Annotated in this window: 22 protein-coding genes; 2 read left to right on the top strand and 20 right to left on the bottom strand. The window is 65.4% G+C overall.

The features are described from left to right. Nucleotide 1 precedes the first annotated feature (1 nt). From mce to CI41S_RS27885, 20 genes are all read right to left on the bottom strand, one after another. Nucleotides 2–406, bottom strand: coding sequence for a methylmalonyl-CoA epimerase (gene mce, locus CI41S_RS27980; protein ID WP_139862514.1), 405 nt, complete (start codon nucleotides 404–406; stop codon nucleotides 2–4). A gap of 161 nt (nucleotides 407–567) precedes the next feature. Beyond that, nucleotides 568–2,238 (bottom strand): ribonuclease J, encoded by a 1,671-nt coding sequence (locus CI41S_RS27975; protein ID WP_139862513.1) that lies wholly within the window; start codon nucleotides 2,236–2,238, stop codon nucleotides 568–570. Next, complete coding sequence (locus CI41S_RS27970; RefSeq protein WP_139483889.1) at nucleotides 2,238–3,044, bottom strand: biotin--[acetyl-CoA-carboxylase] ligase; 807 nt, start codon at nucleotides 3,042–3,044, stop codon at nucleotides 2,238–2,240. The genes CI41S_RS27975 and CI41S_RS27970 overlap by 1 nt, the downstream gene beginning before the upstream one ends. Before the next feature lie 52 nt (nucleotides 3,045–3,096). Beyond that, nucleotides 3,097–4,533, bottom strand: a complete 1,437-nt coding sequence (gene nuoN / locus CI41S_RS27965) for an NADH-quinone oxidoreductase subunit NuoN (RefSeq protein ID WP_139862512.1) — start codon at nucleotides 4,531–4,533, stop codon at nucleotides 3,097–3,099. Nucleotides 4,534–4,544: 11 nt separating this feature from the next. Then, complete coding sequence (locus CI41S_RS27960; RefSeq protein WP_139862511.1) at nucleotides 4,545–6,056, bottom strand: NADH-quinone oxidoreductase subunit M; 1,512 nt, start codon at nucleotides 6,054–6,056, stop codon at nucleotides 4,545–4,547. A 4-nt stretch (nucleotides 6,057–6,060) separates the two neighbouring features. Then, complete coding sequence (gene nuoL / locus CI41S_RS27955; RefSeq protein ID WP_139862510.1) at nucleotides 6,061–8,142, bottom strand: NADH-quinone oxidoreductase subunit L; 2,082 nt, start codon at nucleotides 8,140–8,142, stop codon at nucleotides 6,061–6,063. Between the two features lie 7 nt (nucleotides 8,143–8,149). Next, nucleotides 8,150–8,458 carry an NADH-quinone oxidoreductase subunit NuoK gene (nuoK, locus tag CI41S_RS27950; RefSeq protein WP_027537255.1) on the bottom strand — a complete coding sequence of 103 codons (309 nt, stop codon included), beginning with the start codon at nucleotides 8,456–8,458 and terminating at the stop codon, nucleotides 8,150–8,152. Beyond that, nucleotides 8,455–9,093 (bottom strand): NADH-quinone oxidoreductase subunit J, encoded by a 639-nt coding sequence (locus CI41S_RS27945; RefSeq protein WP_139862509.1) that lies wholly within the window; start codon nucleotides 9,091–9,093, stop codon nucleotides 8,455–8,457. Before CI41S_RS27945 ends, nuoK begins: the two co-directional genes overlap by 4 nt. Nucleotides 9,094–9,102: 9 nt before the next feature. After that, nucleotides 9,103–9,597, bottom strand: coding sequence for an NADH-quinone oxidoreductase subunit NuoI (gene nuoI / locus CI41S_RS27940; RefSeq protein WP_139483894.1), 495 nt, complete (start codon nucleotides 9,595–9,597; stop codon nucleotides 9,103–9,105). Between the two features lie 7 nt (nucleotides 9,598–9,604). Then, nucleotides 9,605–10,675: an NADH-quinone oxidoreductase subunit NuoH gene (nuoH, locus tag CI41S_RS27935; RefSeq protein WP_139483895.1), complete on the bottom strand. Its 1,071-nt coding sequence runs from the start codon at nucleotides 10,673–10,675 to the stop codon at nucleotides 9,605–9,607. A gap of 10 nt (nucleotides 10,676–10,685) precedes the next feature. Further along, entirely contained in the window at nucleotides 10,686–12,761 is a 2,076-nt protein-coding gene (gene nuoG, locus CI41S_RS27930) for an NADH-quinone oxidoreductase subunit NuoG (RefSeq protein ID WP_139862508.1), read from the bottom strand. A 7-nt stretch (nucleotides 12,762–12,768) separates the two neighbouring features. Next, nucleotides 12,769–13,257 (bottom strand): hypothetical protein, encoded by a 489-nt coding sequence (locus CI41S_RS27925; RefSeq protein WP_139483897.1) that lies wholly within the window; start codon nucleotides 13,255–13,257, stop codon nucleotides 12,769–12,771. Between the two features lie 8 nt (nucleotides 13,258–13,265). Beyond that, nucleotides 13,266–14,588 (bottom strand): NADH-quinone oxidoreductase subunit NuoF, encoded by a 1,323-nt coding sequence (gene nuoF / locus CI41S_RS27920; RefSeq protein ID WP_139483898.1) that lies wholly within the window; start codon nucleotides 14,586–14,588, stop codon nucleotides 13,266–13,268. 19 nt (nucleotides 14,589–14,607) lie between these two features. After that, nucleotides 14,608–14,814: a hypothetical protein gene (locus tag CI41S_RS27915; RefSeq protein WP_139862507.1), complete on the bottom strand. Its 207-nt coding sequence runs from the start codon at nucleotides 14,812–14,814 to the stop codon at nucleotides 14,608–14,610. Continuing rightward, a complete protein-coding gene (nuoE, locus tag CI41S_RS27910) occupies nucleotides 14,814–15,425 on the bottom strand; it encodes an NADH-quinone oxidoreductase subunit NuoE (protein ID WP_139483900.1) in 612 nt (203 codons plus the stop codon). The genes CI41S_RS27915 and nuoE overlap by 1 nt, the downstream gene beginning before the upstream one ends. Before the next feature lie 40 nt (nucleotides 15,426–15,465). Then, complete coding sequence (locus tag CI41S_RS27905; RefSeq protein ID WP_139862506.1) at nucleotides 15,466–16,662, bottom strand: NADH-quinone oxidoreductase subunit D; 1,197 nt, start codon at nucleotides 16,660–16,662, stop codon at nucleotides 15,466–15,468. After that, nucleotides 16,659–17,276, bottom strand: coding sequence for an NADH-quinone oxidoreductase subunit C (locus CI41S_RS27900; protein WP_139862505.1), 618 nt, complete (start codon nucleotides 17,274–17,276; stop codon nucleotides 16,659–16,661). The genes CI41S_RS27905 and CI41S_RS27900 overlap by 4 nt, the downstream gene beginning before the upstream one ends. Nucleotides 17,277–17,287: 11 nt before the next feature. Next, nucleotides 17,288–17,878 carry a NuoB/complex I 20 kDa subunit family protein gene (locus CI41S_RS27895; RefSeq protein WP_139483903.1) on the bottom strand — a complete coding sequence of 197 codons (591 nt, stop codon included), beginning with the start codon at nucleotides 17,876–17,878 and terminating at the stop codon, nucleotides 17,288–17,290. Further along, the gene (locus CI41S_RS27890; RefSeq protein WP_139483904.1) at nucleotides 17,869–18,234 is read right to left on the bottom strand and encodes an NADH-quinone oxidoreductase subunit A; all 366 of its coding nucleotides are present in this window, start codon (nucleotides 18,232–18,234) and stop codon (nucleotides 17,869–17,871) included. Before CI41S_RS27890 ends, CI41S_RS27895 begins: the two co-directional genes overlap by 10 nt. Nucleotides 18,235–18,448: 214 nt before the next feature. Then, nucleotides 18,449–18,964 carry a MarR family winged helix-turn-helix transcriptional regulator gene (locus tag CI41S_RS27885; protein ID WP_139862504.1) on the bottom strand — a complete coding sequence of 172 codons (516 nt, stop codon included), beginning with the start codon at nucleotides 18,962–18,964 and terminating at the stop codon, nucleotides 18,449–18,451. Nucleotides 18,965–19,094: 130 nt separating this feature from the next. Here CI41S_RS27885 and CI41S_RS27880 point away from each other — a divergent pair, with 130 nt between their 5' ends. Together CI41S_RS27880 and CI41S_RS27875 are read left to right on the top strand one after the other, a co-directional pair. Further along, nucleotides 19,095–20,285, top strand: coding sequence for an aromatic ring-hydroxylating dioxygenase subunit alpha (locus tag CI41S_RS27880; protein WP_139862503.1), 1,191 nt, complete (start codon nucleotides 19,095–19,097; stop codon nucleotides 20,283–20,285). A gap of 45 nt (nucleotides 20,286–20,330) precedes the next feature. Continuing rightward, nucleotides 20,331–21,623 carry a spinster family MFS transporter gene (locus CI41S_RS27875; RefSeq protein WP_139862502.1) on the top strand — a complete coding sequence of 431 codons (1,293 nt, stop codon included), beginning with the start codon at nucleotides 20,331–20,333 and terminating at the stop codon, nucleotides 21,621–21,623. Nucleotides 21,624–21,625 lie beyond the last annotated feature (2 nt).

The raw sequence follows: 21,625 nt of genomic DNA, 5'->3' as shown, positions 1-21,625 counted from the left end.
CTCAGGCCTGCTCGATCTCGACCAGCGCGCCCGAAAAATCCTTCGGATGGAAGAACAGCACTGGCTTGCCGTGGGCGCCGATCTTCGGCTGGCCGTCGCCGAGCACCCGCGCGCCGTCGGCGATCAGGCGATCGCGCGCGGCGATGATGTCGGGCACGTCGTAGCAGATGTGATGAATGCCGCCGTCGGCATTGCGCTCGACGAATTTGGCGATCGGCGAGGCCTCGCCGAGCGGCTCGATGAACTCGATCTTGGTGTTCGGCAGGGTCACGAACACGGTGATGACGCCGTGCTCCGGCAGCGGCACGGCGTCGGAAATCTCGGCGTTGAACGCGGTGCCGTAGATCTTCGCGGCGCTCTTGGCGTCCTTGACCGCGATCGCGACGTGATTGAGCCGGCCCAGCATGTTCCTCTCCCTTATTCGCTTCACCTCTCCCCGACGGGGAGAGGTCGATTTGCGCAGCAAATCGGGTGAGGGGCCGCAGCCCTATGAGAGACCGTAATCCCTCACCCGGCGCTTCGCGCCGACCTCTCCCAAGGGAGAGGTAAACCACCGTCGCCGCGGCGTCAGACCGTCAGCACATGCACGAAGCAGATCGGCTTCTTGCCCCAGTGCTCGTTGATCACCGCCCGCACCGCACGGCGCACCGATTCCGCCAGCGCGTCCGGATCGCGCCGCCGCGGCTTCGGCAGGCCCTCGATGGTCGATACCACCACATCGAACACGATGTCGTCGAGCAGCTCGCCCGTGGCATTGTTCTCCGGCATGCCGGCGAGATCAACCTCGGGATCGTCGGCCAGCTCGCCCTGCTCGGTCATGGCGACGGCGACGAAGGCGCAGCCGGCAAACGCCATCCGCCGCCGCTCCACCACCGCGCGCGACTTGGAATCTTCCAGGATTGTTCCATCCTTGTAGAGCCGGCCGGCCGGGACCTCGCCGATGATGCCGGGCTCGCCGGGACCGAGCTTGACCAGGTCGCCGTTGCGGCAGGTCAGCACCTTCGGCACGCCGGCGTGGCGCGCCAGCCTGGCGTGCTCGGCGAGGTGCAGCGCCTCGCCGTGGACGGGGATCAAAAGCTGCGGCCGCACCCAGGAGATCATGTCGCGCAGCTCGTCGCGGCGCGGATGGCCGGAGACGTGCACCAGATGCTCGCGGTCGGTGATGATCTCGACGCCCTGCATCACCAGATTGTTGATGATGCTGCCGACCGCCTTCTCATTGCCGGGAATGGTGCGGGAGGAGAAGATCACGGTGTCGCCCTTGTTCAGGGTGACCTGCGGATGGTCGTCATTGGCGATCCGCGCCAGCGCGGCGCGCGGCTCGCCCTGGCTGCCGGTGCACAGCGCCAGCACCTTGTCGGCCGGGAAATGGCCGTAGACGTCGATGCTGCGGAACTTGTGCGAGCTATCGAGATAGCTGCATTCGCGCGCCACCTGCACCACGCGCTCCATGGCGCGGCCGACCACGACCACCTCGCGATCGGCGGCGATTGCGGCCTCCGCCACCGCCCGCACGCGGGCGACGTTGGAAGCGAAGGTGGTGACGGCGACGCGGCCCTTGGCCGCCATCACCAGCTTCTTGATGGTGGCGGCCACCTCGGTTTCCGAGGGCGAACGGCCATCACGCACGGCATTGGTGGAATCGCCGACCAGCGCCAGCACGCCCTCGTCGCCGAGCTCGCGCAGCCGTCGCTCGTCGGTCGGCGGCCCGATGATCGGGGTCGGGTCGATCTTCCAGTCGCCGGTGTGCAAGACGGTGCCGACATCAGTCCGGATCGCCAGCGCATGGGATTCCGGAATCGAATGCGCCACCGGAATGAACTCGACATTGAACGGGCCGATGTCGACCCGGCCGCCGGACGGGATCACGGTGACCGGGATCTTTGGCGGATTGCGCTCGGCGGCGCATTTGGCCTCGAACAGCGCGGCGCTGAATTGGGTCGCGTAGATCTTGCAGCCGAGTTTCGGCCAGAGATCGATGATGGCGCCGAAATGGTCCTCATGGGCGTGCGTCAGCACCAGGCCCATCAGGTTGTTGCGCTCCTTCTCGAGGAAGCGGATGTCCGGCATGATCAGGTCGATGCCGGGCAGATGCTCCTCGTCGCCGAAGGAGACGCCGAGATCGACCGCGAGGAACGAGCGCTGGTGGCGGTTGCCGAGCCCGTAGATCGACAGGTTCATGCCGATCTCGCCGACGCCGCCGAGCGGCGCGAAGGTCAGTTCGTCCGGCCGCGCCATCAGGTTGCCCTCGCCGAGGCTGCGTCGCCAAAATAGACCTCGCCGGCGGTGACCGGCATGCGGCGGCCGTCGGCGGATCGCACGATCAGGCAGCCGGTGTCGTCGATGGTATCGAAGGTGCCTTCAAGCGTCGCGGTGCCGGTCCGGATTGCGACCGGCTCGCCGAGGCCGGCGGCGCGCGCTAGCCACAGCCTTCGGATCTCGGCAAAGCCGCGGCCGTTGTCCCAGATGCCGCGGAAATCGACCCAGGCGTCCGACAGCGCGGCAAACAGCTCCTCGGCGGCGATCTGCACCCCCAGCGCCGCCAGCGACACTGCTGGTGTCGGCGTGCCCTCGGGCGCGGCCACGACGTTGGTGCCGATGCCGACCACCACGGCGAGCCGGCCGGCGATCGCCTCGGCCTCCAGCAGGATACCCGAGAGTTTCTTGCCGTTGGCCAGCACGTCGTTGGGCCATTTCAGGGCGTAGCGCGGGCCCTGCGGCCCGAGCCGCAGTGCCGCCTCGACGCTGACCTTTTGCAGCGCGGCTTCGAGCGCCAGCCCGGCGGCAAAGCCGAGCGTTGCCGCGACCGCGGGCTGGACGTCCATCACCTCGAGGATGCTGCAGGCGAGATTGCCGCGCGGCGCGATCCAGGCGCGCTGCCGGCGGCCGCGCCCCGCGGTCTGCTCCGCCGTCACGAACCAGATCGGGCCGCCCTCGCCGCCGCGCGCGCGCAACATCGCCTCGACGTTGGTCGAGCCGAGCTGGTCGAAGGCGGCGAGCTTGCAGCCGGCCGATATGGCCCGGGGACCGAGCGCGAACGTCATGCTGGCATTCTGCGCATGATCTGCCCCGAAAGCCAGTGGTCTCGCCGTGGGATCAGAACAGCGACTTCGCCGCCGCCGTGGCCACGCTGACCAGCGGGCCCGGATAGGCGAAGAAGAACACGTTGAAGACGCCGGCGACCGCGAGCACGGTGCGCAGCTCGAGGCGCATCGGATCGAGCTTGCCGAGCGGCTGGTCGAAATACATCACCTTGACGATCGACAGATAGTAGAACGCGCCCACCACGCTGGTCAGCACGCCGATCACCGCGAGCGTGAACAGATTGGCCTTGATCGCCGCGACGAACACGTACCACTTGGCGAAGAAGCCGGCGAGCGGCGGGATGCCGGCGAGCGAGAACAGGATCATCGCGAAGAAGAAGGCGAGCAGCGGGTTGGTGCGCGACAGGCCGGCGAAATCGCTGATCTGCTCCACCGCCTGGCCGTTGCGCTTCATCGCCAGGATGATGGCGAAGGAGCCGAGCGTCATCGCGACATAGATCGCGATGTAGATCAGCACGCCCTGGGCGCCCTCGACCGTGCCGGAGGCGAGGCCGACCAGCGCAAAGCCCATATGGCCGATCGAGGAATAGGCCATCAGCCGCTTGATGTTGGTCTGGCCGATTGCTGCGAATGAGCCCAGCGCCATCGAGGCGATCGACACGAACACCAGGATCTGCTGCCACTCGGTGACGATGCCGGGGAATGCGGTCAGCGTCGCGCGGGTGAACACCGCGAGCGCAGCGACCTTCGGCGCCGAGGCGAAGAACGCGGTGACCGGGGTCGGCGCGCCCTCATAGACGTCGGGCGTCCACATGTGGAACGGCACCGCCGAGACCTTGAAGCAGAGGCCGGCGAGCAGGAACACCAGGCCGAACACAATGCCGACGCTGCCCTTGGTCGCCGCCGCCGCGATGCCGGCAAAGCTCACCGTGCCGGTGAAGCCGTAGATCAGCGAGGCGCCGTACAGCAGCATGCCGGACGACAGCGCACCGAGCACGAAATATTTCAGGCCGGCCTCGCTGGACTTGGCGTTGTCGCGCTGGCTCGCGGCGACGACGTAGAGCGCAAGGCTCATCAGCTCGAGGCCGAGATAGAGCGCGATCAGATCGCCGGCCGAGATCAGCACCATCATGCCGAGCGTCGACAGTAGCACCAGGATCGAGAATTCGAAGGTCCGTTGCGACGGGACGGAGAGGAATTCGGTCGCCAGAATCAAGGTCGCGGCCGAGCCGATCAGCGCCAGGACCTTCAGGAAGCGGGCGAAATCGTCGACGATGAAGCTGCCGCCGAAGGTGACGAGCTTGCCGCCCGGCAGCCACAGCTCGAGCACGCCGGTCAGCACCAACAGACACACCGCAAGCGCGGTGACGAGCCGCGTCGTGCCCTGCCCGCGGTAGGCCCCGATCATCAACAGCACCATGGCGCCGACCGCGAGCACCAGCTCCGGCAGCACCGGCTGCAACTGATAACCTGCACTGGAAAAGCTCATGGGCTAAGGCCTTACTGGGTAACCAACGCGGCGGCCTTCACGGCCGTCACGGCGGTATTGTAATTATTGACGAGCTGCTGCACCGAGGCCGCCGACATGTCGAGCACCGGCTTCGGATAGACGCCGAACAGGATGGTCAGCGCGATCAGCGGGAACAGTGTCACGCATTCGCGCAAAGTGAGATCCTTCATGCTCATCAGCGCCGGCTTGACCAGCGCCCCGAACACGATCTTGCGGTAGAGCCAGAGCGCGTAGCCCGCCGACAGGATCACGCCCGTGGTGGCGAGCACCACCGTCGGCAGCGACACCTTGAAGGTGCCGAGCAGCGTCATGAACTCGCCGATGAAGCCGGAGGTGCCCGGCAGGCCGACATTGGCCATGGTGAACACCATGAAAGTCAGCGCATAGAGCGGCATCCGGTTCACCAGGCCGCCATAGGCCGCGATCTCGCGGGTGTGCATGCGGTCGTAGACCACGCCGACGCAGAGGAACAGCGCGCCGGAGACGATGCCGTGCGAGATCATCTGGAACATGCCGCCGGCGACGCCCTGCGTCGTCACCGCGAAGATGCCCATGGTGACGAAGCCCATATGCGCGACCGAGGAGTACGCGATCAGCTTCTTCATGTCCTCCTGCATCAGCGCCACCAGCGAGGTGTAGATGATGGCGATGACCGAGAGCGTGAACACGAACGGCGCGAAGTCGTGCGAGGCCAGCGGGAACATCGGCAGCGAGAAGCGCAGGAAGCCGTAGCCGCCCATCTTCAAGAGGATCGCCGCCAGGATCACCGAGCCGGCGGTCGGCGCCTCGACGTGGGCGTCCGGCAGCCAGGTGTGCACCGGCCACATCGGCATCTTCACCGCGAACGAGGCGAAGAAGGCGAGCCAGGCCCAGGTCTGCAGGCCGCGCGGCACCGCGGTGTGCATCAACGTCGGGATGTCGGTGGTGCCGGCGTTCCAGTACAGCGCCATGATGGCGAGCAGCATCAGCACCGAGCCGAGCAGCGTGTAGAGGAAGAACTTGAACGAGGCATAGACCCGGCGCGGGCCGCCCCAGACGCCAATGATCAGGAACATCGGGATCAGGCCGCCCTCGAAGAACAGATAGAACAGCACGAGGTCGAGCGCCGAGAAGGTGCCGACCATCAGCGTTTCCAGGATCAGGAATGCCATCATGTATTCGCTGACCCGGGTCGTGATCGCGTTCCAGCTCGCGATGATGCAGAGCGGCATGATCGCGGTGGTCAGGATGATCAGCGGCAGCGAGATGCCGTCGACGCCCATGTGGTAGGTGATGCCGGTGGCGAGCCAGGACGCCTTCTCGACGAACTGGAAGTCGGACTGCGCCGGATCGAACCGCGCGACCAGGATCAGGGAGATCACGAAGGTGATCAGCGTGGTCCACAGCGCGATCCAGCGCGCGGTGCGGTCGGCGGTCGCGTCGCCGCTCCTCGCGAGCAGATAAACCAGGATCGCGCCGACCGCCGGCAGGAAGGTCGTGACCGAAAGGATTGGCCAGGTCATCGCTTTACTGGCCTCCCAAGCCGAACATGAACCAGGTGATCAATCCGGCAGCCCCGATCAGCATCGCAAACGCGTAGTGATAGAGGTAGCCGGTCTGCAGTTTGACGACGTTGCGGGTGACGTCGAGCACGCGGGCCGAGACGCCGTCCGGCCCAAAGCCGTCGATGACGAAGCCGTCGCCCTTCTTCCAGAGCTGGTAGCCGATCCACTTCGCGGGTCGCACGAAGATCAGCTCGTACAGCTCGTCGAAGTACCATTTGTTGAGCAGGAACTGGTACAGCATCGGCTGCTGTTGCGCGAGCTCGACCGGCAGGTAAGGCCTGGTGATGTAGAAGATGTAGGCGACGAACAGGCCAAGCAGCATCATCACGGTCGGCAGATAGCCGAGCAGCGCCGGCATATGCTCCATGTCCTCGAGGATGTGCGGGTTCATCGTCACGGAGTGGCGGAAGAACTCCTCGACGCCGTGCGGGGTGGCGAACACCTCCTTGAACAGGAAGCCGGCGGCGAACGAGCCCACGGCGAGCACGCCGATCGGGACCAGCATCCACAGCGGAGCCTCGTGCGCCGCCTCGTAGTGCTTCTGGTCGTGCGGCTCGCCGCAGAAGGTCTTGAAGATCAGACGCCACGAATAGAACGAGGTAAGGCCGGCGGCCACGACCGTCAGCAGATAGGCGTAGATCGCGAACGGGTTGTGCGCCGCATAGGCCGCCTCGATGATCGCGTCCTTCGAGTAGAAGCCGGCGAACACCGGGAAACCGGTCAGCGCCAGGGTGCCGATGCACATCACGTAGAACGTGTACGGGATCCTGTGCCGGAGGCCGCCCATGTTGCGGATGTCCTGCTCGTGGTGCATCGCGTAGATCACCGAGCCGGAGCCCAGGAACAGCAGCGCCTTGAAGAAGGCGTGGGTGAACAGATGGAACATGCCGACCGAATAGGCCCCGGCGCCCATCGCCACGAACATGTAGCCGAGCTGCGAGCAGGTCGAATAGGCGACGATGCGCTTGATGTCGTTCTGGACGAGGCCGATGGTGGCGGCGAAGAATGCCGTGGTGGCGCCGAAGAACATCACGACGGCCTGAGCGGTCGGCGCCAGTTCGAACAGCGGCGACAGCCGCGCCACCATGAAGACGCCGGCGGTGACCATGGTCGCGGCGTGGATCAGCGCCGACACCGGGGTCGGGCCCTCCATCGCGTCCGGCAGCCAGGTGTGCAGCAGGAACTGCGCCGACTTGCCCATCGCGCCCATGAACAGGAAGATGCAGGTCAGGGTCAGGGCGTCGGCGTGCCAGCCGAAGAAGTCGATGGTCTTGCCGGTCAAGCCGGGCGCGGCGTGGAAGATGGTCTCGAGATCGACCGAGCCGACCAGCATGAAGACCGCGAAGATGCCGAGCAGGAAGCCGAAATCGCCGACGCGGTTGACCACGAAGGCCTTGATCGCCGCGGCGTTCGCCGACGGCTTCTGGTACCAGAAGCCGATCAGCAGATAGCTTGCGAGACCGACGCCCTCCCAGCCGAAGAACAGCTGCACGAGGTTGTCGGCGGTCACCAGCATCAGCATCGCGAAGGTGAACAGCGAGAGATAGCCGAAGAAGCGCGGCCGGTACGGGTCCTCGTCCATGTAGCCGATGGAGTAGAGGTGGACCAGCGCGGAGACGGTGTTGACCACGACCAGCATCACCGCGGTCAGCGTGTCGATCCGCAGCCCCCAGCTCACCTGCAGCTCGCCCGAGGTGATCCACGGCAGCAGCACGACGTGCCGCACCTCTTCGTGCAAATAGCCGACGTTGACCAGGGCAAACCAGGACAGCGCCGCGGAGACGAACAATAGACCGGTGGTGATCAGCTCGGCCGCCCGCGAGCTCGCGGCCGGCGGCTCGGCGACGTGATGGTCGTCGTGGCCATGGTCGTCGTGCGCGTGATCGTCATGCGCCGCCGACGCATGAGCATGGGCGTCGCCATGCGCATCGTCGTGGTGATCGACGGTGTCGCCACTCGGGTTGCGCGCATGCGCCCCGACCAGCGAGATAATCCCCGCGAGGATGGCGCCCAGCAGAGGCAGGAATACGATTGCCTGGTACATCGGCGCGCTAGCCCTTCATCAGATTGACGTCTTCAACCGCGATCGAACCGCGGTTGCGGAAATACACCACCAGCACGGCAAGGCCGATCGCGGCCTCGGCGGCCGCCACCGTCAGCACCAAGAGCGCGAACACCTGGCCGACGATGTCGCCGAGGAAGGTCGAGAACGCCACCAGGTTGATGTTGACCGAGAGCAGGATCAGCTCGATCGACATCAGGATGACGATGATGTTCTTGCGGTTGAGGAAGATGCCGAGGATCCCGAGCGTGAACAGGATCGCGCCGACCGCCAGATAGTGCCCGAGCCCGATCGTCATTTCACCCACTCCGCCGCATCGGCGTCCGAAAGCCCCTGCCCCGACGCCACCTTGCGCAGCGCCATCGCCATGTCGGGCGTGCGCGCGTTCTGCACGTTGATGTTCTGGCGCTTGACGTTGGCCTTGTGGCGCAGCGTCAGCACGATGGCGCCGATCATCGCGACCAGCAGCACCATGCCGGCGAGCTGGAAGTAATGGATGTACTTGGTGTACAGCACGAGGCCGAGCGCCTCGGTGTTGCTGACATTGGTCGGGATCGCCGCCGTGATCGTCTTGGTGACCTGTGGGTTGATCACCCAGGCGCCGACCACCAGCAGCAGCTCGAACATGAAGATGCCGCCGATCACGATGCCGATCGGCAGGTACTGGATGAAGCCCTCGCGCAGCTCGACGAAGTCGACGTCGAGCATCATGATCACGAACAGGAACAGCACCGCGACCGCGCCGACATAGACCACGATCAGCATCATCCCGAGGAACTCGGCGCCCATCAGGATGAACAGCCCGGCCGCGTTGACGAAGGCCAGGATCAGGAACAGCACGGAGTGCACGGGATTGCGCGAGACAATCACCATCACCGCCGAGGCCACGCAGACCGCGGCAAACAGATAGAAGAACAGCGCCGGAAGGATCATGCCCTCACCTCACCGGTACGGCGCGTCGAGCGCGATCGACTTGGCGATGTCGCGCTCCCAGCGGTCGCCATTGGCGAGCAGCTTGGCCTTGTCATAATACAGTTCCTCGCGGGTCTCGGTCGCGAACTCGAAATTCGGCCCCTCGACGATGGCGTCGACCGGGCAGGCCTCCTGGCACAGGCCGCAATAGATGCACTTCACCATGTCGATGTCGTAGCGCACCGTGCGGCGGGTGCCGTCGTTGCGGCGCGGGCCGGCCTCGATGGTGATCGCCTGCGCCGGGCAGATCGCCTCGCACAGCTTGCAGGCGATGCAGCGTTCCTCGCCGTTCGGATAACGGCGCAGCGCGTGCTCGCCGCGGAAGCGCGGCGAGATCGGGCCCTTCTCGAAGGGATAGTTCAGCGTCGGCTTCGGCTTGAAGAAATAGCGCATGGCGAGCATGAACGCCGAGACGAATTCCGAAAGCAGAAGCGAGCGGGCAGTTGCGTTGACGTTGACACTCATGACGGCCTCACTTCGGCGCGATGCCGGCGAACTGCAGCACGCCGGCCACAATCACCACCATTGCCAGCGACAGCGGCAGGAACACCTTCCAGCCGAGCCGCATCAGTTGATCGTAGCGGTAGCGCGGCACGATCGCCTTCGCCATCGCGAACATGAAGAACATGAAGAACAGTTTCAGCGCGAACCAGACGATGCCCGGGATCCAGGTGAACGGCGGCAGGTTCACCGGCGGCAGCCAGCCGCCGAGGAACAGCAGCGTCGCCAGCGCGCACATCGTGGTAATCGCGACATACTCGCCGAGCATGAACAAGAGATACGGGGTCGAGCCGTATTCGGTCATGAAGCCGGCAACCAGCTCGGATTCCGCTTCGACGAGGTCGAACGGCGGGCGGTTGGTTTCCGCCAGCGCCGAGACGTAGAACACCACGAACATCGGGAACAGCGGCCACACATACCAGTTCAGGATGGTGAGCTGCGGCAGGCCGATCAGGTGCGCGAGCCCGCGGCTGTTCTGCGCTTCCACCACCGCCGACAGGTTCAGCGAACCGGCGCAGAGCAGCACGGTGATGATGACGAAGCCGATCGAGACCTCGTAGGACACCATCTGCGCCGCCGAGCGCAGCGCCGCCAGGAACGGATATTTCGAGTTCGACGACCAGCCGGCCATGATGATGCCGTAGATCGACAGCGACGAGATCGCAAAGATGTAGAGCACGCCGACATTGATGTCGGAGATCACCCAGCCGAGATCCATCGGGATCACGGCCCAGGCGGCCAGCGCCAGCACGCAACTGACCAGCGGCGCCAGCAGGAACACGCCCTTGTTGGAGCCGTCGGGAATCACCGGCTCCTTCAGCACGAATTTCAGCAGGTCGGCGAACGACTGCAGCAGTCCGAACGGGCCGACCACGTTGGGGCCGCGGCGGATCTGCACCGCCGCCCAGATCTTGCGGTCGGCAAGCAGGATGTAGGCGATCGCGATCAGCAGCACGACCAGCAGCAACAGGCTCTCCGCGACCATGATGATCAGCGGCCAGAGGAAGCCGGTCCAGAACGAGCTTGCGAAGAAATCAGCCATCAGGTCACGCTCACTCCGCTGCCGTCAGCAATTTGCCCGATGCCAGCCGCGAGCATTCCGCCATCACGGCGGAGGCCCGTGCGATCGGGTTGGTCAAATAGAAATCCTCGACGGTCGGCTTGAATGCCGCCTTGTCGACACTGCCGCCCTTGCCCGCCAGCGCCTTGACGTCGTCGGCCTTGCCGGCCTCGATCTGGTCGAGCCGCATCAGGTGCGGGGTGGCCTTGAACAGCGCCTGGCGCAGCGCCTGCAGCGAGTCGAACGGCAGCTTCTTGCCGAGCACATCCGACAGCGCGCGGATGATCGCCCAGTCCTCGCGGGCTTCGCCCGGCGGGAAGGCGGCACGGTTGGCGAGCTGCGCCCGCCCTTCGGTGTTGACGTAGATGCCGGACTTCTCGGTATAGGCCGCGCCCGGCAGGATGACGTCGGCGCGATGCGCGCCACGGTCGCCATGGGTGCCGATATAGACCACGAAAGTGCCGTCCGGCACCGTGACCTCGTCGGCGCCGAGCAGGAACAGCACGTCGAGCGTACCGAAGGTGGTCATCTGCGCCGTGGTCAGGCCGCCGGCCGCCGGCGAGAAGCCGATATCGAGCGCGCCGGCGCGCGAAGCCGTATCCTGCAGCACGGCAAAGCCGTTCCAGCCGTCCTTGATCGCGCCGACATCGAGCGCGAGCTTGGCGGCCTGCGCCAGCACCGCCGCGCCATCGTGCCGCGTATAGGCGCCGGCGCCGACCAGGATGATCGGGTGCTTGGCGTTCTTCAGCACGTCGGCGAAGGAATGCTTGCCGGCGGCGAGATCGGCCAGCGTCTCGGTGCCCGCCCCGAGATATTCGTGGGGATAGGTGAACTCGGCCTTGCTGCCGATCAGGCCGACCTTGAGCCCGCCATGGCGCCAGCGCTTGCGGATCCGCGCGTTCAGCACCGCGGCTTCCTTGCGCGGATGCGAGCCGACGATCAGGAGCGCATCGGCCTGGTCGATGCCTGATATGGTCGGGTTGAAGATGTAGGAGCCGCGACCCGCCTTGGCGTCGAAGGCGTCGCCGCCCTGCACCGCCAGATTGACCGAGCCGAACTTCGCCAGCAGCTCCTTGAGCGCGTACATCTCCTCGACCGCGGCAAGATCGCCGGCGATGGCGCCGATCCGCTTGCCGTCGGTGCGGCCGGCCTTGGCGGCGATCGCGGCAAAAGCCTCTTGCCACGAGGTCGGGCGGAGCTGGCCGTTCTGGCGCACATAGGGCCGGTCGAGGCGCTGGGTGCGCAAGCCGTCGACGACGTGGCGGGTCTTGTCGGAAATCCACTCCTCGTTCACCGCTTCGTTGATGCGCGGCAGAATGCGCATCACCTCGCGGCCGCGGGTGTCGACGCGGATCGCCGATCCGACGCCGTCCATGACGTCGACCGACTGGGTCTTGCCGAGTTCCCAGGGCCGCGCCGCGAACGCGTAGGGCTTCGAGGTCAGCGCACCGACCGGGCAGATGTCGACCAGGTTGCCCTGCAGCTCCGAGCTCAGCGCCTGTTCCAGATAGGTCGTGATCTCCATGTCCTCGCCGCGTCCGGTCGCGCCCATTTCCGGCGCGCCGCAGACCTCGGCGGAGAAGCGGACGCAGCGCGTGCACTGGATGCAGCGGTTCATCGAGGTCTTGACCAGCGCGCCGAGATACTTGTCCTCGACCGCGCGCTTGTTCTCGGCGAAGCGGCTGGTGTCGACGCCGTAGCCCATCGCCTGATCCTGCAGGTCGCACTCACCGCCCTGGTCGCAGATCGGGCAGTCCAGCGGATGGTTGATCAGCAAAAACTCCATCACGCCTTCGCGCGCCTTCTTGACCATCGGCGAACGGGTCGAGATCTCCGGCGGCTCGCCCTTCGGGCCCGGACGGCAGTCGCGCACGGCCCAGGCGCAGCTCGCGACCGGCTTCGGGCCGCCCTTCACTTCGACGAGGCACATCCGGCAATTGCCGGCGATCGACAGCCGCTCGTGATAGCAGAAGCGCGGAATCTCGGCGCCGGCCTCCTCGCACGCCTGCAGCAGCGTGTATTCCGGCGGCACATCGATCTCTTTGCCATCGATGATGATCTTGCTCATGTCTGTCTCAGGTCTTTCCGAGCTTGCAGTCGGGCGGTGCAACGCCGGCGGTTTTCAGTGAGGTCTTCACCCATTGCTGGGTCTCGGCGCCGTAGGTCGCGAGATACGCGGGCTGCGCCTGGTTCTTCTCGCAGAGGAACGCCAAATGCGGTTTCAGCTCGTAGTCACAGGATGCCTGCCATTCGCGCTTGTCCGCAAACGCGGCAAAGGTTTCCTCGCAGGCATAGAGGAAATACGAGACGAAGCTCTCATATTGCGACCGCTCTTCGCGGCTGCCGGCCTTGATGGCCTCGTAATCGGGCTGCGCGAATTTCGGGTTCTTGAAGGCGAGATCGGTGTAGCCGAGATACGCCGTGCGCGCAGCGGAGGCGCGGTTCGACCAACGGATCTCGTTGATCTGCAGCAGGACGGCGCCAAAGCCGAGCAGCGCCACGGTCGCGTGCGCCATCTGCGCCAGCGTCCCGTATCTCTGCCACCATGCGGCCTGTTGCGCCATCGCCGTCATTACTCCGCCGCCATATGCATGGGATCTCGAACGCCCTGATCGTCGAGATCGGCCTTGTGCGAATACTGGTCGATGCGCTCTTCAATCTCGTGACGGAAGTGCGCGATCAGGCCCTGGATCGGCCAGGCCGCAGCATCGCCGAGCGCGCAGATGGTGTGGCCCTCGACCTGCTTGGTGACCTCCAGCAACATGTCGATCTCGCGCTTGTGGGCGCGGCCCTCGGCCATGCGGGTCAGCACCCGCCACATCCACCCGGTGCCCTCGCGGCACGGCGTGCACTGGCCGCAGCTCTCATGCTTGTAGAAGTAGGAGATGCGGGCGATCGCCCGGATCAGGTCGGTCGACTTGTCCATCACGATCACGGCCGCGGTGCCGAGGCCGGAGCGCAGCTTGCTCAGCGAGTCGAAATCCATCGGCGTGTCGATGATCTGCTCGGCCGGCACCATGCGCACCGACGAGCCGCCGGGGATCACGGCCTTCAGATTGTCCCAGCCGCCGCGGATGCCGCCACAATGCTTCTCGATCAGCTCGCGGAACGGAATCCCCATCGCCTCTTCGACGTTGCAGGGCCGCTCGACATGGCCGGAGACGCAGAACAGCTTTGTGCCGACATTGTTCGGCCGGCCGATGGCGGCAAACCAGGCGGCGCCGCGGCGCAGGATGTCGGGCGCAACCGCGATCGATTCGACGTTGTTGACGGTGGTCGGGCAGCCGTAGAGGCCGACATTGGCCGGGAACGGCGGCTTCAGACGCGGCTGGCCCTTCTTGCCCTCGAGGCTCTCGAGCAGCGCGGTCTCCTCACCGCAGATATAGGCGCCGGCGCCGTGCGCGACATAGAGGTCGAACGGCCAGCCGTTGATGTTGTCCTTGCCGATCAGCCTCGCGTCATAGGCCTGGTCGATCGCGGCCTGCAGGTGTTCGCGCTCGCGGATGAACTCGCCGCGGACATAGATGTAGCAGGCATGCGCGCCCATCGCGAAGCTCGCGAGCAGGCAGCCTTCGATCAGCAGATGCGGATCGTGCCGCATGATCTCGCGGTCCTTGCAGGTGCCGGGCTCGGACTCGTCGGCGTTGACGACGAGGTAGCTCGGACGGCCGTCCTTGGACTCCTTGGGCATGAACGACCACTTCATGCCGGTCGGGAAGCCCGCCCCGCCGCGGCCGCGCAGGCCGGACGCCTTCATCTCGTTGATGATCCAGTCGCGGCCCTTGTCGATGATTGCCTTGGTGCCATCCCAGGCGCCTCGGCGGCGCGCGCCCTCGAGGCCCCAGTCATGCAGGCCGTAGAGGTTCTTGAAGATGCGGTCCTTGTCGTCGAGCATGCTCAAAACTTTCCGAACATCACCGATTGGCTTGGGAATAAGCGAGCCCGGCGGCGCAGCCGCCGAACACGATGGCCCACAACAGGCTGGATTCCAGCGTGGCGCTCAGGCCGTAGCGCTGCAGCAGGAACATGAAGCCGGCCGCCAGCGCGCTGTGCAGCGCGACGTTGCGCCAGTTCTTCATCGCAGCGCCCGTCCCCGTCCCGCTGACCTGAAAGCCTTGCATCAGGTGACCTCCTTCAGCGTGGTCGGCCCGCCGGCGGGAGCCGAGAACTGACGGTCGACCTGCGGACCCGGCTTCGGCGGATTGCCGGCGGCAAAGCCGTCGAGCACCTTGCCAAAGCTTTCCTTGGTCAGATCCTCATAGGTGTCCTTCCAGATCAGCACCATCGGCGCATTCACGCAGGCACCCAGGCACTCGACCTCCTCCCAGGAGAAGTTGCCGTCCTTCGACAGCTGGAACGGATCGTGATGGATGCGATGCTGGCACACCTCGATCAGGTCGGCGGCGCCGCGCAGCCGGCACGGCGTGGTGCCGCAGACCTGGACATGCGCCTTCTTGCCGACCGGCGAGAGCTGGAACATCGTATAGAAGGTCGCGATCTCCAGCATGCGGATATGCGGCATCTCGAGCAGGTCGGCGACCGCGCGGATCGCCGCCTCCGACACCCAGCCCTCGTGCTGCTCCTGCACGCGCCACAGGATCGCGATCGCGGCCGAGGCCTGACGGCCCGGCGGATACTTTGCGATCTCCTTCTTGGCCCAGGCGAGATTCTCGTCGGTGAACGTGAAGCTCGCGGGCTGCAATTCCTTCGGGGCAAGGCGGCGGACGGACATCGATCAAACTCTCAATTCAGCGGTGCGGATGCGGCCATCATCACCGGTCGACCTCGCCGAACACGATGTCCAGCGAGCCGAGGATGGCGGAAACGTCGGCCAGCAGATGGCCCTTGCAAATGTGATCCATCGCCTGCAGGTGAGCGAAACCCGGCGCGCGGATCTTGCACTTGTAGGGCTTGTTGGTGCCGTCGGCGACGAGATAGACGCCGAACTCGCCCTTCGGCGCCTCGACCGCGGCGTAGACCTCGCCGGCCGGCACGTGGACGCCCTCGGTGTAGAGCTTGAAGTGGTGGATCAGCGCTTCCATCGAGCGCTTCATCTCGCCACGGCGCGGCGGCGCGATCTTGTTGTCCTCGACCACGACCGGGCCCTGCCCGTCCGGCGCTTTGAGCTTCTGGATGCACTGCTTCATGATGCGCACCGACTGGCGCATCTCTTCCATGCGGATCAGGTAGCGGTCGAAGCAGTCGCCGTTCTTGCCGATCGGGATGTCGAACTCCATTTCGGCGTAGCACTCATAGGGCTGCGACTTGCGCAGATCCCAGGCCGCGCCGGAGCCGCGCACCATCACGCCCGAAAAGCCCCACTCCCAGGCTTCCTTCAGCGGCACCACGCCGATGTCGACGTTGCGCTGCTTGAAGATGCGGTTGCCGGTGAGCAGCGTATCGAGATCGTCGACCACCTTGAGGAACGGATCGCACCACGCCTCGATGTCGTCGATCAGCTTCGGCGGCAGGTCCTGGTGCACGCCGCCGACGCGGAAGAACGCCGCGTGCATGCGCGAGCCGGAAGCGCGCTCGTAAAACACCATCAGCTTCTCGCGCTCTTCAAAGCCCCACAGCGGCGGGGTCAGCGCGCCGACGTCCATCGCCTGCGTCGTGACGTTGAGCAGATGCGAGAGAATGCGGCCGATCTCGCAATAGAGCACGCGGATCAGCTGGCCGCGGCGCGGCACCTCGATGCCGAGCAGTTTTTCGGCCGCGAGGCAGAACGCATGCTCCTGATTCATCGGCGCGACGTAGTCGAGCCGGTCGAAATAGGGAATCGCCTGCAGATAGGTCTTGTGCTCGATCAGCTTTTCGGTGCCGCGATGCAGCAGGCCGATGTGCGGATCGACACGCTCGACGACTTCGCCGTCGAGCTCCAGCACCAGGCGCAACACGCCGTGCGCCGCCGGATGCTGCGGCCCGAAATTGATGGTGAAGTTGCGAAGATTTTGCGGTTGCTCGTTCATGCCTTCGGCTCCGCCTTGGCCTTCTCGTCGCCGGGCAGCGGATAGTCAGCGCCTTCCCAGGGCGAGAGGAAATCGAACTTGCGGAATTCCTGGTTGAGCCTGACCGGCTCGTACAGCACCCGCTTCTCCTGGTCGTCGTAGCGAACCTCGACGAAGCCGGTGAGCGGGAAGTCCTTGCGCAGCGGATGACCGTCGAAACCGTAATCGGTCAAGAGCCGCCGCATGTCGGGATGGCCGATGAAAATCACGCCGTAAAGGTCGTAGGTCTCGCGCTCGAACCAGTCGGCTCCCGGGAAGACGCCGATGATCGACGGCACCTGCGTGGTCTCGTCGGCCTGCCCGCGCAGCCGGATCCGCGCGTTCAGCGTCGGCGACAGCAGATGGTAGACGACGTCGAAGCGCTTTTCGCGCGACGGATAATCCACCGCGGTGACGTCGGTGATGTTGACGAAACGGCAGTTCGGATCGTCACGCAAAAACGTAACGACCTCCACGATTCTGCCAATCTCGACATCGATAGTGAGCTGGTTGAACGCGACCGAGTGCGAAGTGGCCGCGCCCGGAAGCGCGCTCACAATCGTCTGCCCAAGGGCGTCGAGCTTGCCGTCGTCCATGACGTAAAACCTTAGCGTTCGATAGTGCCGATACGGCGGATCTTCTTCTGCAGCAGCAGGACGCCGTAGAGCAGAGCTTCCGCCGTGGGCGGGCAGCCCGGCACGTAGATGTCGATCGGCACGATGCGATCGCAGCCGCGCACCACCGAATAGGAATAGTGATAGTAGCCGCCGCCGTTGGCGCAGGAGCCCATCGAGATGACGTAGCGCGGCTCCGGCATCTGGTCGTAGACCTTGCGCAGCGCCGGCGCCATCTTGTTGGTCAGCGTGCCGGCAACGATCATCACGTCGGACTGCCGCGGCGAGGCGCGCGGCGCGAAGCCGAAGCGCTCGACGTCGTAACGCGGCATCGAGACCTGCATCATCTCGACCGCGCAGCAGGCAAGACCGAAGGTCATCCACATCAAGGAGCCGGTGCGGGCCCAGGTGATGAGGTCGTCGGCCGCGGCGACGAAGAAGCCCTTGTCGGACAGCTCGTGATTGACCTCGAGGAAAAACGGGTCATTGGCGCCGACCGGCTTGCCGGTCGACGGATCGAGAATGCCCTTCGGAGCTTGCGCGATCGCAGGCTGCGAGGTTGCGGCGGTGGGGCTCAATCCCATTCGAGCGCGCCTTTCTTCCATTCATACGCAAACCCGACCGTCAGCACGGCCAGGAACACCATCATCGACCAGAACCCGGTTGCGCCGAGCTTTCCGAACGCCACCGCCCACGGGAACAGGAACGCCACTTCGAGGTCGAAGATGATGAAGAGGATCGCCACCAGATAGAAGCGGACGTCGAACTTCATGCGGGCGTCATCAAAAGCGTTGAATCCGCATTCATAGGCGGAGAGCTTTTCCGGATCCGGCTGCTGGAACGCGACCAGGAACGGCGCCACCAGGAGCGCCAGGCCGATCAGGCTGGCGACCCCGACAAAGACCACAAGTGGAAGATAATTCTGCAGAATGCCGGTCATCGGCGATGGCCTTCTTGCTGCGGTTTCGGACGTGCCGCAGATTCGTTGATTGGAATTATTCTGAGGCTTTAGCGCAGCGCAACAGAGGGCGCAAGACAAGCTATTTTGACGCTTTTACCGTCGTCTCCGCGGGCTCGCGGCCTTGTGAGGCGGATGCGCTTGCCTCACGGGGCAACGCCATGCAGGCCATCCGGTGCCCTGCCCCGCCGCCATATCAGCCCAGCTCTTTCTCGTCGGCGAGCATTTCCGCGGCGGTCGCGGTCAGCCGGTCAATATGTCCGAGCAGAACCTCAAGATCCTGGGGATCGAGCTGTTCCAGCAGACGCCGGTTGCGCTCCTGCGCGCCGGCCACAATTGCGTCATGGGCGGCAAGGCCTGCCTTGGTCAGGGAGACCAGGGTTTCCCGGTTGTCGCGCGGGTTGATCGCCTTGGCGACCAGCTTGCGCGCCACGAGCTCGGCCAGTGCCCGGCTGATCTGGCCCTTGTCCATGCCGACGGCTTCCGCCAGCCGCACCACGCTCATCGGCGGTCGCCGGCCAAGCGAGGCCACCAGGCCGAACTCCACCGAGGACAGCCCGGCGAGCCGCTTGTAGCGCAGGATGGCGCCGCGCTTGAGCAGATTGGCCACCACCATCAGCCGCGACGACAGCATCGCGGTGATCGGCGCCTGCTCGGCGTCGACGGCGATCGCCGGCGGCAAAGCCTTCGCAGTCTTCAGCTTCTCGGTCATCGCCAACCTCTGCCAACAAAGCAGCCCGCTGCCAAGCTAAACGAGATAGTTGACATTGTCATCGATCTATCGTTGACTTCATCAACGATAGGCGATCGCGGGCAGCAGTCCGGCGGCGGGAGGAAACGATATGACGATCACCCAGCGGGACCGCGACCTCGGCACGGCCTACGCCATGAAGCCGGCCGCAAGGCGAACCGAGCTGACCTCGGTGGGTCGTGGCACGCCGATGGGTGAATTGCTGCGCCGCTACTGGCACCCGATCGGCCTCGCCGGCGACGCCACCGATATCCCCAGGAAAGTCCGCGCGCTGGCTGAGGACCTGATCCTGTTCCGCGACAAGCATAACCGGATCGGACTGCTGCATGCCCGGTGCTGCCACCGCGGCACCACCCTTTACTACGGCAAGGTCGAGGAGGACGGCATCCGCTGCTGCTATCACGGCTGGAAATTCGACACCGAGGGCCGTTGCCTCGAGCAGCCCTGCGAGCCCGAGGGCGGCCGCTTCAAGGACAAGGTGCGGCAGCCCTGGTATCCGGTGCAGGAGCGCTACGGCCTGATCTTCGCCTATATGGGCCCGGCCGAGAAGCAGCCGGTGCTGCCGCGCTACGAGTGCCTGGAGACCATGGACGACGGCGAGTTCGTCGAGGCCGACGATTCCTCGATCGGCGGCGGCGGACCCGCCGTGATCCCCTGCAACTGGCTGCAGCATTTCGAGAACGTGGTCGATCCCTACCACGTGCCGGTGCTGCACGGCTCGTTCTCGGGCCCGCAGTTCACCACCATGATGGCCTCGATGCCCGAGGTGAAGTTCGAGATGACGCCGCGCGGCGTCGCGGTGCGCTCGATCCGCAACCAGGACGACGGCCGGGTGTTTTACCGCGTCACCGAGGCCGCCCTGCCCACGCTGCGGGTGGTGCCCAACCCGCGGGTCGCGCAATTCGCCCGCGTCGAATCAATCGGCTGGACCCTGCCGATCGACGACACCTCGTTCCGGATCTACGTCGCCGGCCGCGTCAAGAATGCGGGCGACATCGGCCGCATGCGCTCGAAGTTCAACGGCAAGTTCTGGTGGGACATGACCGAGCGGGAGCACCAGCAATTCCCCGGCGACTACGAGGCGCAGGTCGGCCAGGGCCCGGTGACGGTTCATTCCGAGGAGCATTTTGGCCAGAGCGACCGCGGCATCCTGATGATCCGCCGCATGCTCACGGACCAGCTCGAGGCGCTGGCCGCCGGGCGCGACCCGATCGGGGTGTCGTTCGACGCCGCGGCCGAGCCGGTCAAATTCGAGGCGGGGAATTACATTCGCGAGGCCTGACGGCCCGCGCTCACAAACAACAATAAAGACATCGGGGGGAATGCCATGGTCGATCTCGCACCGCAGGCAGCCGCGCCGGCCGAGGCCACAGCCCGGCCCTCGGCCCGGCGCTATTACGTGCTCGCCCTGCTCACCATCGTCTACGCCCTGAACTTCCTCGACCGCACGATCTTCAATGTGCTGATCGAGCCGATCAAGAAGGCGTTCGTGCTCAGCGACACCACGATGGGCCTGCTCGCCGGCTTCGGCTTCGTGCTGTTTTATTCGCTGCTCGGCATTCCCATTGCGCGAATGGCCGACCGCCTCAACCGCCGCAACATCGTTGCGATCGCCTTCGCGTTCTGGAGCGCCATGACCTATCTCTGCGGCCTCGCCATCAGCGTCACCACGCTGGCGCTGGCGCGGATCGGCGTCGGCATCGGGGAATCCGCCGGCACCCCGGCGTCGCAATCGATGATCGCCGATCTCTTCAGCAAGAACGAACGGCCGCGCGCGCTCGGCATCTACGCCATCGGCACCTATCTCGGCGTCTTCCTCGGCTATTTCATCGGCGGCTATGTCAACCAGCACTACGGCTGGCGCACCGCCTTCTTCACCGCTGGCCTGCCCGGCATCGCGCTCGCCGCGGTGCTGTGGCTGACCATCTCCGAGCCGAAGCGCGGCGCGATGGCCGAAACGTTCAAGGCCGAGCCGATCGGGCCGACGCTGCGCTTTCTCAGCCTCCAGCCAAGCTTCGTCATCGTGCTGATCGGCTTTTGTCTCACCACCTACACAAACTACGCCACCGCGGTGTGGATCCCGCCGTTCCTGGCGCGCATCCATCATCTGACCAGCGCCGAGATCGGCACCTATGCCGGTACCTTCAAGGGCCTCGCCGGCATGGCCGGCACCCTGGTCGGCGGCCTCGTGGTGGCGCAGATCAGCCGCCGCGACGACCGCTGGAAATTATGGGCGCCGGCGATCATGTCCGGCCTCGCCGGCCCTGTGTTCGCGCTCTGCATGCTGACGCCGAGCTTTGCGCTGATGGTCGCAACCCTGGCGCTGACCTCGTTCATGGTCGGCTTCCATCTCGGCCCGATCTTCGCGATCGCCCAGACCGTGGCAAAGCCGAGCATGCGGGCGCTGGCCTCGGCGATCGTGCTGCTCACCGCGACCTGCTTCGGCCAGGGCGTCGGCCCGCTCGCCGTCGGTATCATCAACGACGCGCTGAAGGGCGCTTACGGCGTCGACGCGGTGCGCTACTCGCTGCTGTCGGCCGCGGTGACCACCACGCTCGGCGCCCTGCTTTTCGTCTGGGCCGCGCGCTGGATCCGCTCGGACATCGCGCGCGCGAGTTAGCC

The organism is Bradyrhizobium ivorense (assembly GCF_900696085.1).
GTDB classification, from domain to species: Bacteria; Pseudomonadota; Alphaproteobacteria; order Rhizobiales; family Xanthobacteraceae; genus Bradyrhizobium; species Bradyrhizobium ivorense.
Note: the sequence above shows the minus strand (reverse complement) of the source record. Positions and strands in the feature narration are given on the sequence as shown.

What these genes read in the sequence shown, in the direction of transcription:
- CI41S_RS27890 (WP_139483904.1), bottom strand. Translation starts at nt 18,234, where the DNA reads ATGACCGGCATTCTGCAGAATTATCTTCCACTTGTGGTCTTTGTCGGG.
- CI41S_RS27885 (WP_139862504.1), bottom strand. Translation starts at nt 18,964, where the DNA reads ATGACCGAGAAGCTGAAGACTGCGAAGGCTTTGCCGCCGGCGATCGCC.
- CI41S_RS27895 (WP_139483903.1), bottom strand. Translation starts at nt 17,878, where the DNA reads ATGGGATTGAGCCCCACCGCCGCAACCTCGCAGCCTGCGATCGCGCAA.
- nuoF (WP_139483898.1), bottom strand. Translation starts at nt 14,588, where the DNA reads ATGCTCGACGACAAGGACCGCATCTTCAAGAACCTCTACGGCCTGCAT.
- CI41S_RS27960 (WP_139862511.1), bottom strand. Translation starts at nt 6,056, where the DNA reads ATGACCTGGCCAATCCTTTCGGTCACGACCTTCCTGCCGGCGGTCGGC.
- nuoL (WP_139862510.1), bottom strand. Translation starts at nt 8,142, where the DNA reads ATGTACCAGGCAATCGTATTCCTGCCTCTGCTGGGCGCCATCCTCGCG.
- nuoK (WP_027537255.1), bottom strand. Translation starts at nt 8,458, where the DNA reads ATGACGATCGGGCTCGGGCACTATCTGGCGGTCGGCGCGATCCTGTTC.
- CI41S_RS27925 (WP_139483897.1), bottom strand. Translation starts at nt 13,257, where the DNA reads ATGGCGCAACAGGCCGCATGGTGGCAGAGATACGGGACGCTGGCGCAG.
- CI41S_RS27880 (WP_139862503.1), top strand. Translation starts at nt 19,095, where the DNA reads ATGACGATCACCCAGCGGGACCGCGACCTCGGCACGGCCTACGCCATG.
- CI41S_RS27900 (WP_139862505.1), bottom strand. Translation starts at nt 17,276, where the DNA reads ATGGACGACGGCAAGCTCGACGCCCTTGGGCAGACGATTGTGAGCGCG.
- nuoI (WP_139483894.1), bottom strand. Translation starts at nt 9,597, where the DNA reads ATGAGTGTCAACGTCAACGCAACTGCCCGCTCGCTTCTGCTTTCGGAA.
- CI41S_RS27875 (WP_139862502.1), top strand. Translation starts at nt 20,331, where the DNA reads ATGGTCGATCTCGCACCGCAGGCAGCCGCGCCGGCCGAGGCCACAGCC.
- CI41S_RS27915 (WP_139862507.1), bottom strand. Translation starts at nt 14,814, where the DNA reads ATGCAAGGCTTTCAGGTCAGCGGGACGGGGACGGGCGCTGCGATGAAG.
- nuoE (WP_139483900.1), bottom strand. Translation starts at nt 15,425, where the DNA reads ATGTCCGTCCGCCGCCTTGCCCCGAAGGAATTGCAGCCCGCGAGCTTC.
- nuoN (WP_139862512.1), bottom strand. Translation starts at nt 4,533, where the DNA reads ATGAGCTTTTCCAGTGCAGGTTATCAGTTGCAGCCGGTGCTGCCGGAG.
- nuoG (WP_139862508.1), bottom strand. Translation starts at nt 12,761, where the DNA reads ATGAGCAAGATCATCATCGATGGCAAAGAGATCGATGTGCCGCCGGAA.
- CI41S_RS27975 (WP_139862513.1), bottom strand. Translation starts at nt 2,238, where the DNA reads ATGGCGCGGCCGGACGAACTGACCTTCGCGCCGCTCGGCGGCGTCGGC.
- CI41S_RS27905 (WP_139862506.1), bottom strand. Translation starts at nt 16,662, where the DNA reads ATGAACGAGCAACCGCAAAATCTTCGCAACTTCACCATCAATTTCGGG.
- nuoH (WP_139483895.1), bottom strand. Translation starts at nt 10,675, where the DNA reads ATGGCTGATTTCTTCGCAAGCTCGTTCTGGACCGGCTTCCTCTGGCCG.
- CI41S_RS27970 (WP_139483889.1), bottom strand. Translation starts at nt 3,044, where the DNA reads ATGACGTTCGCGCTCGGTCCCCGGGCCATATCGGCCGGCTGCAAGCTC.
- CI41S_RS27945 (WP_139862509.1), bottom strand. Translation starts at nt 9,093, where the DNA reads ATGATCCTTCCGGCGCTGTTCTTCTATCTGTTTGCCGCGGTCTGCGTG.
- mce (WP_139862514.1), bottom strand. Translation starts at nt 406, where the DNA reads ATGCTGGGCCGGCTCAATCACGTCGCGATCGCGGTCAAGGACGCCAAG.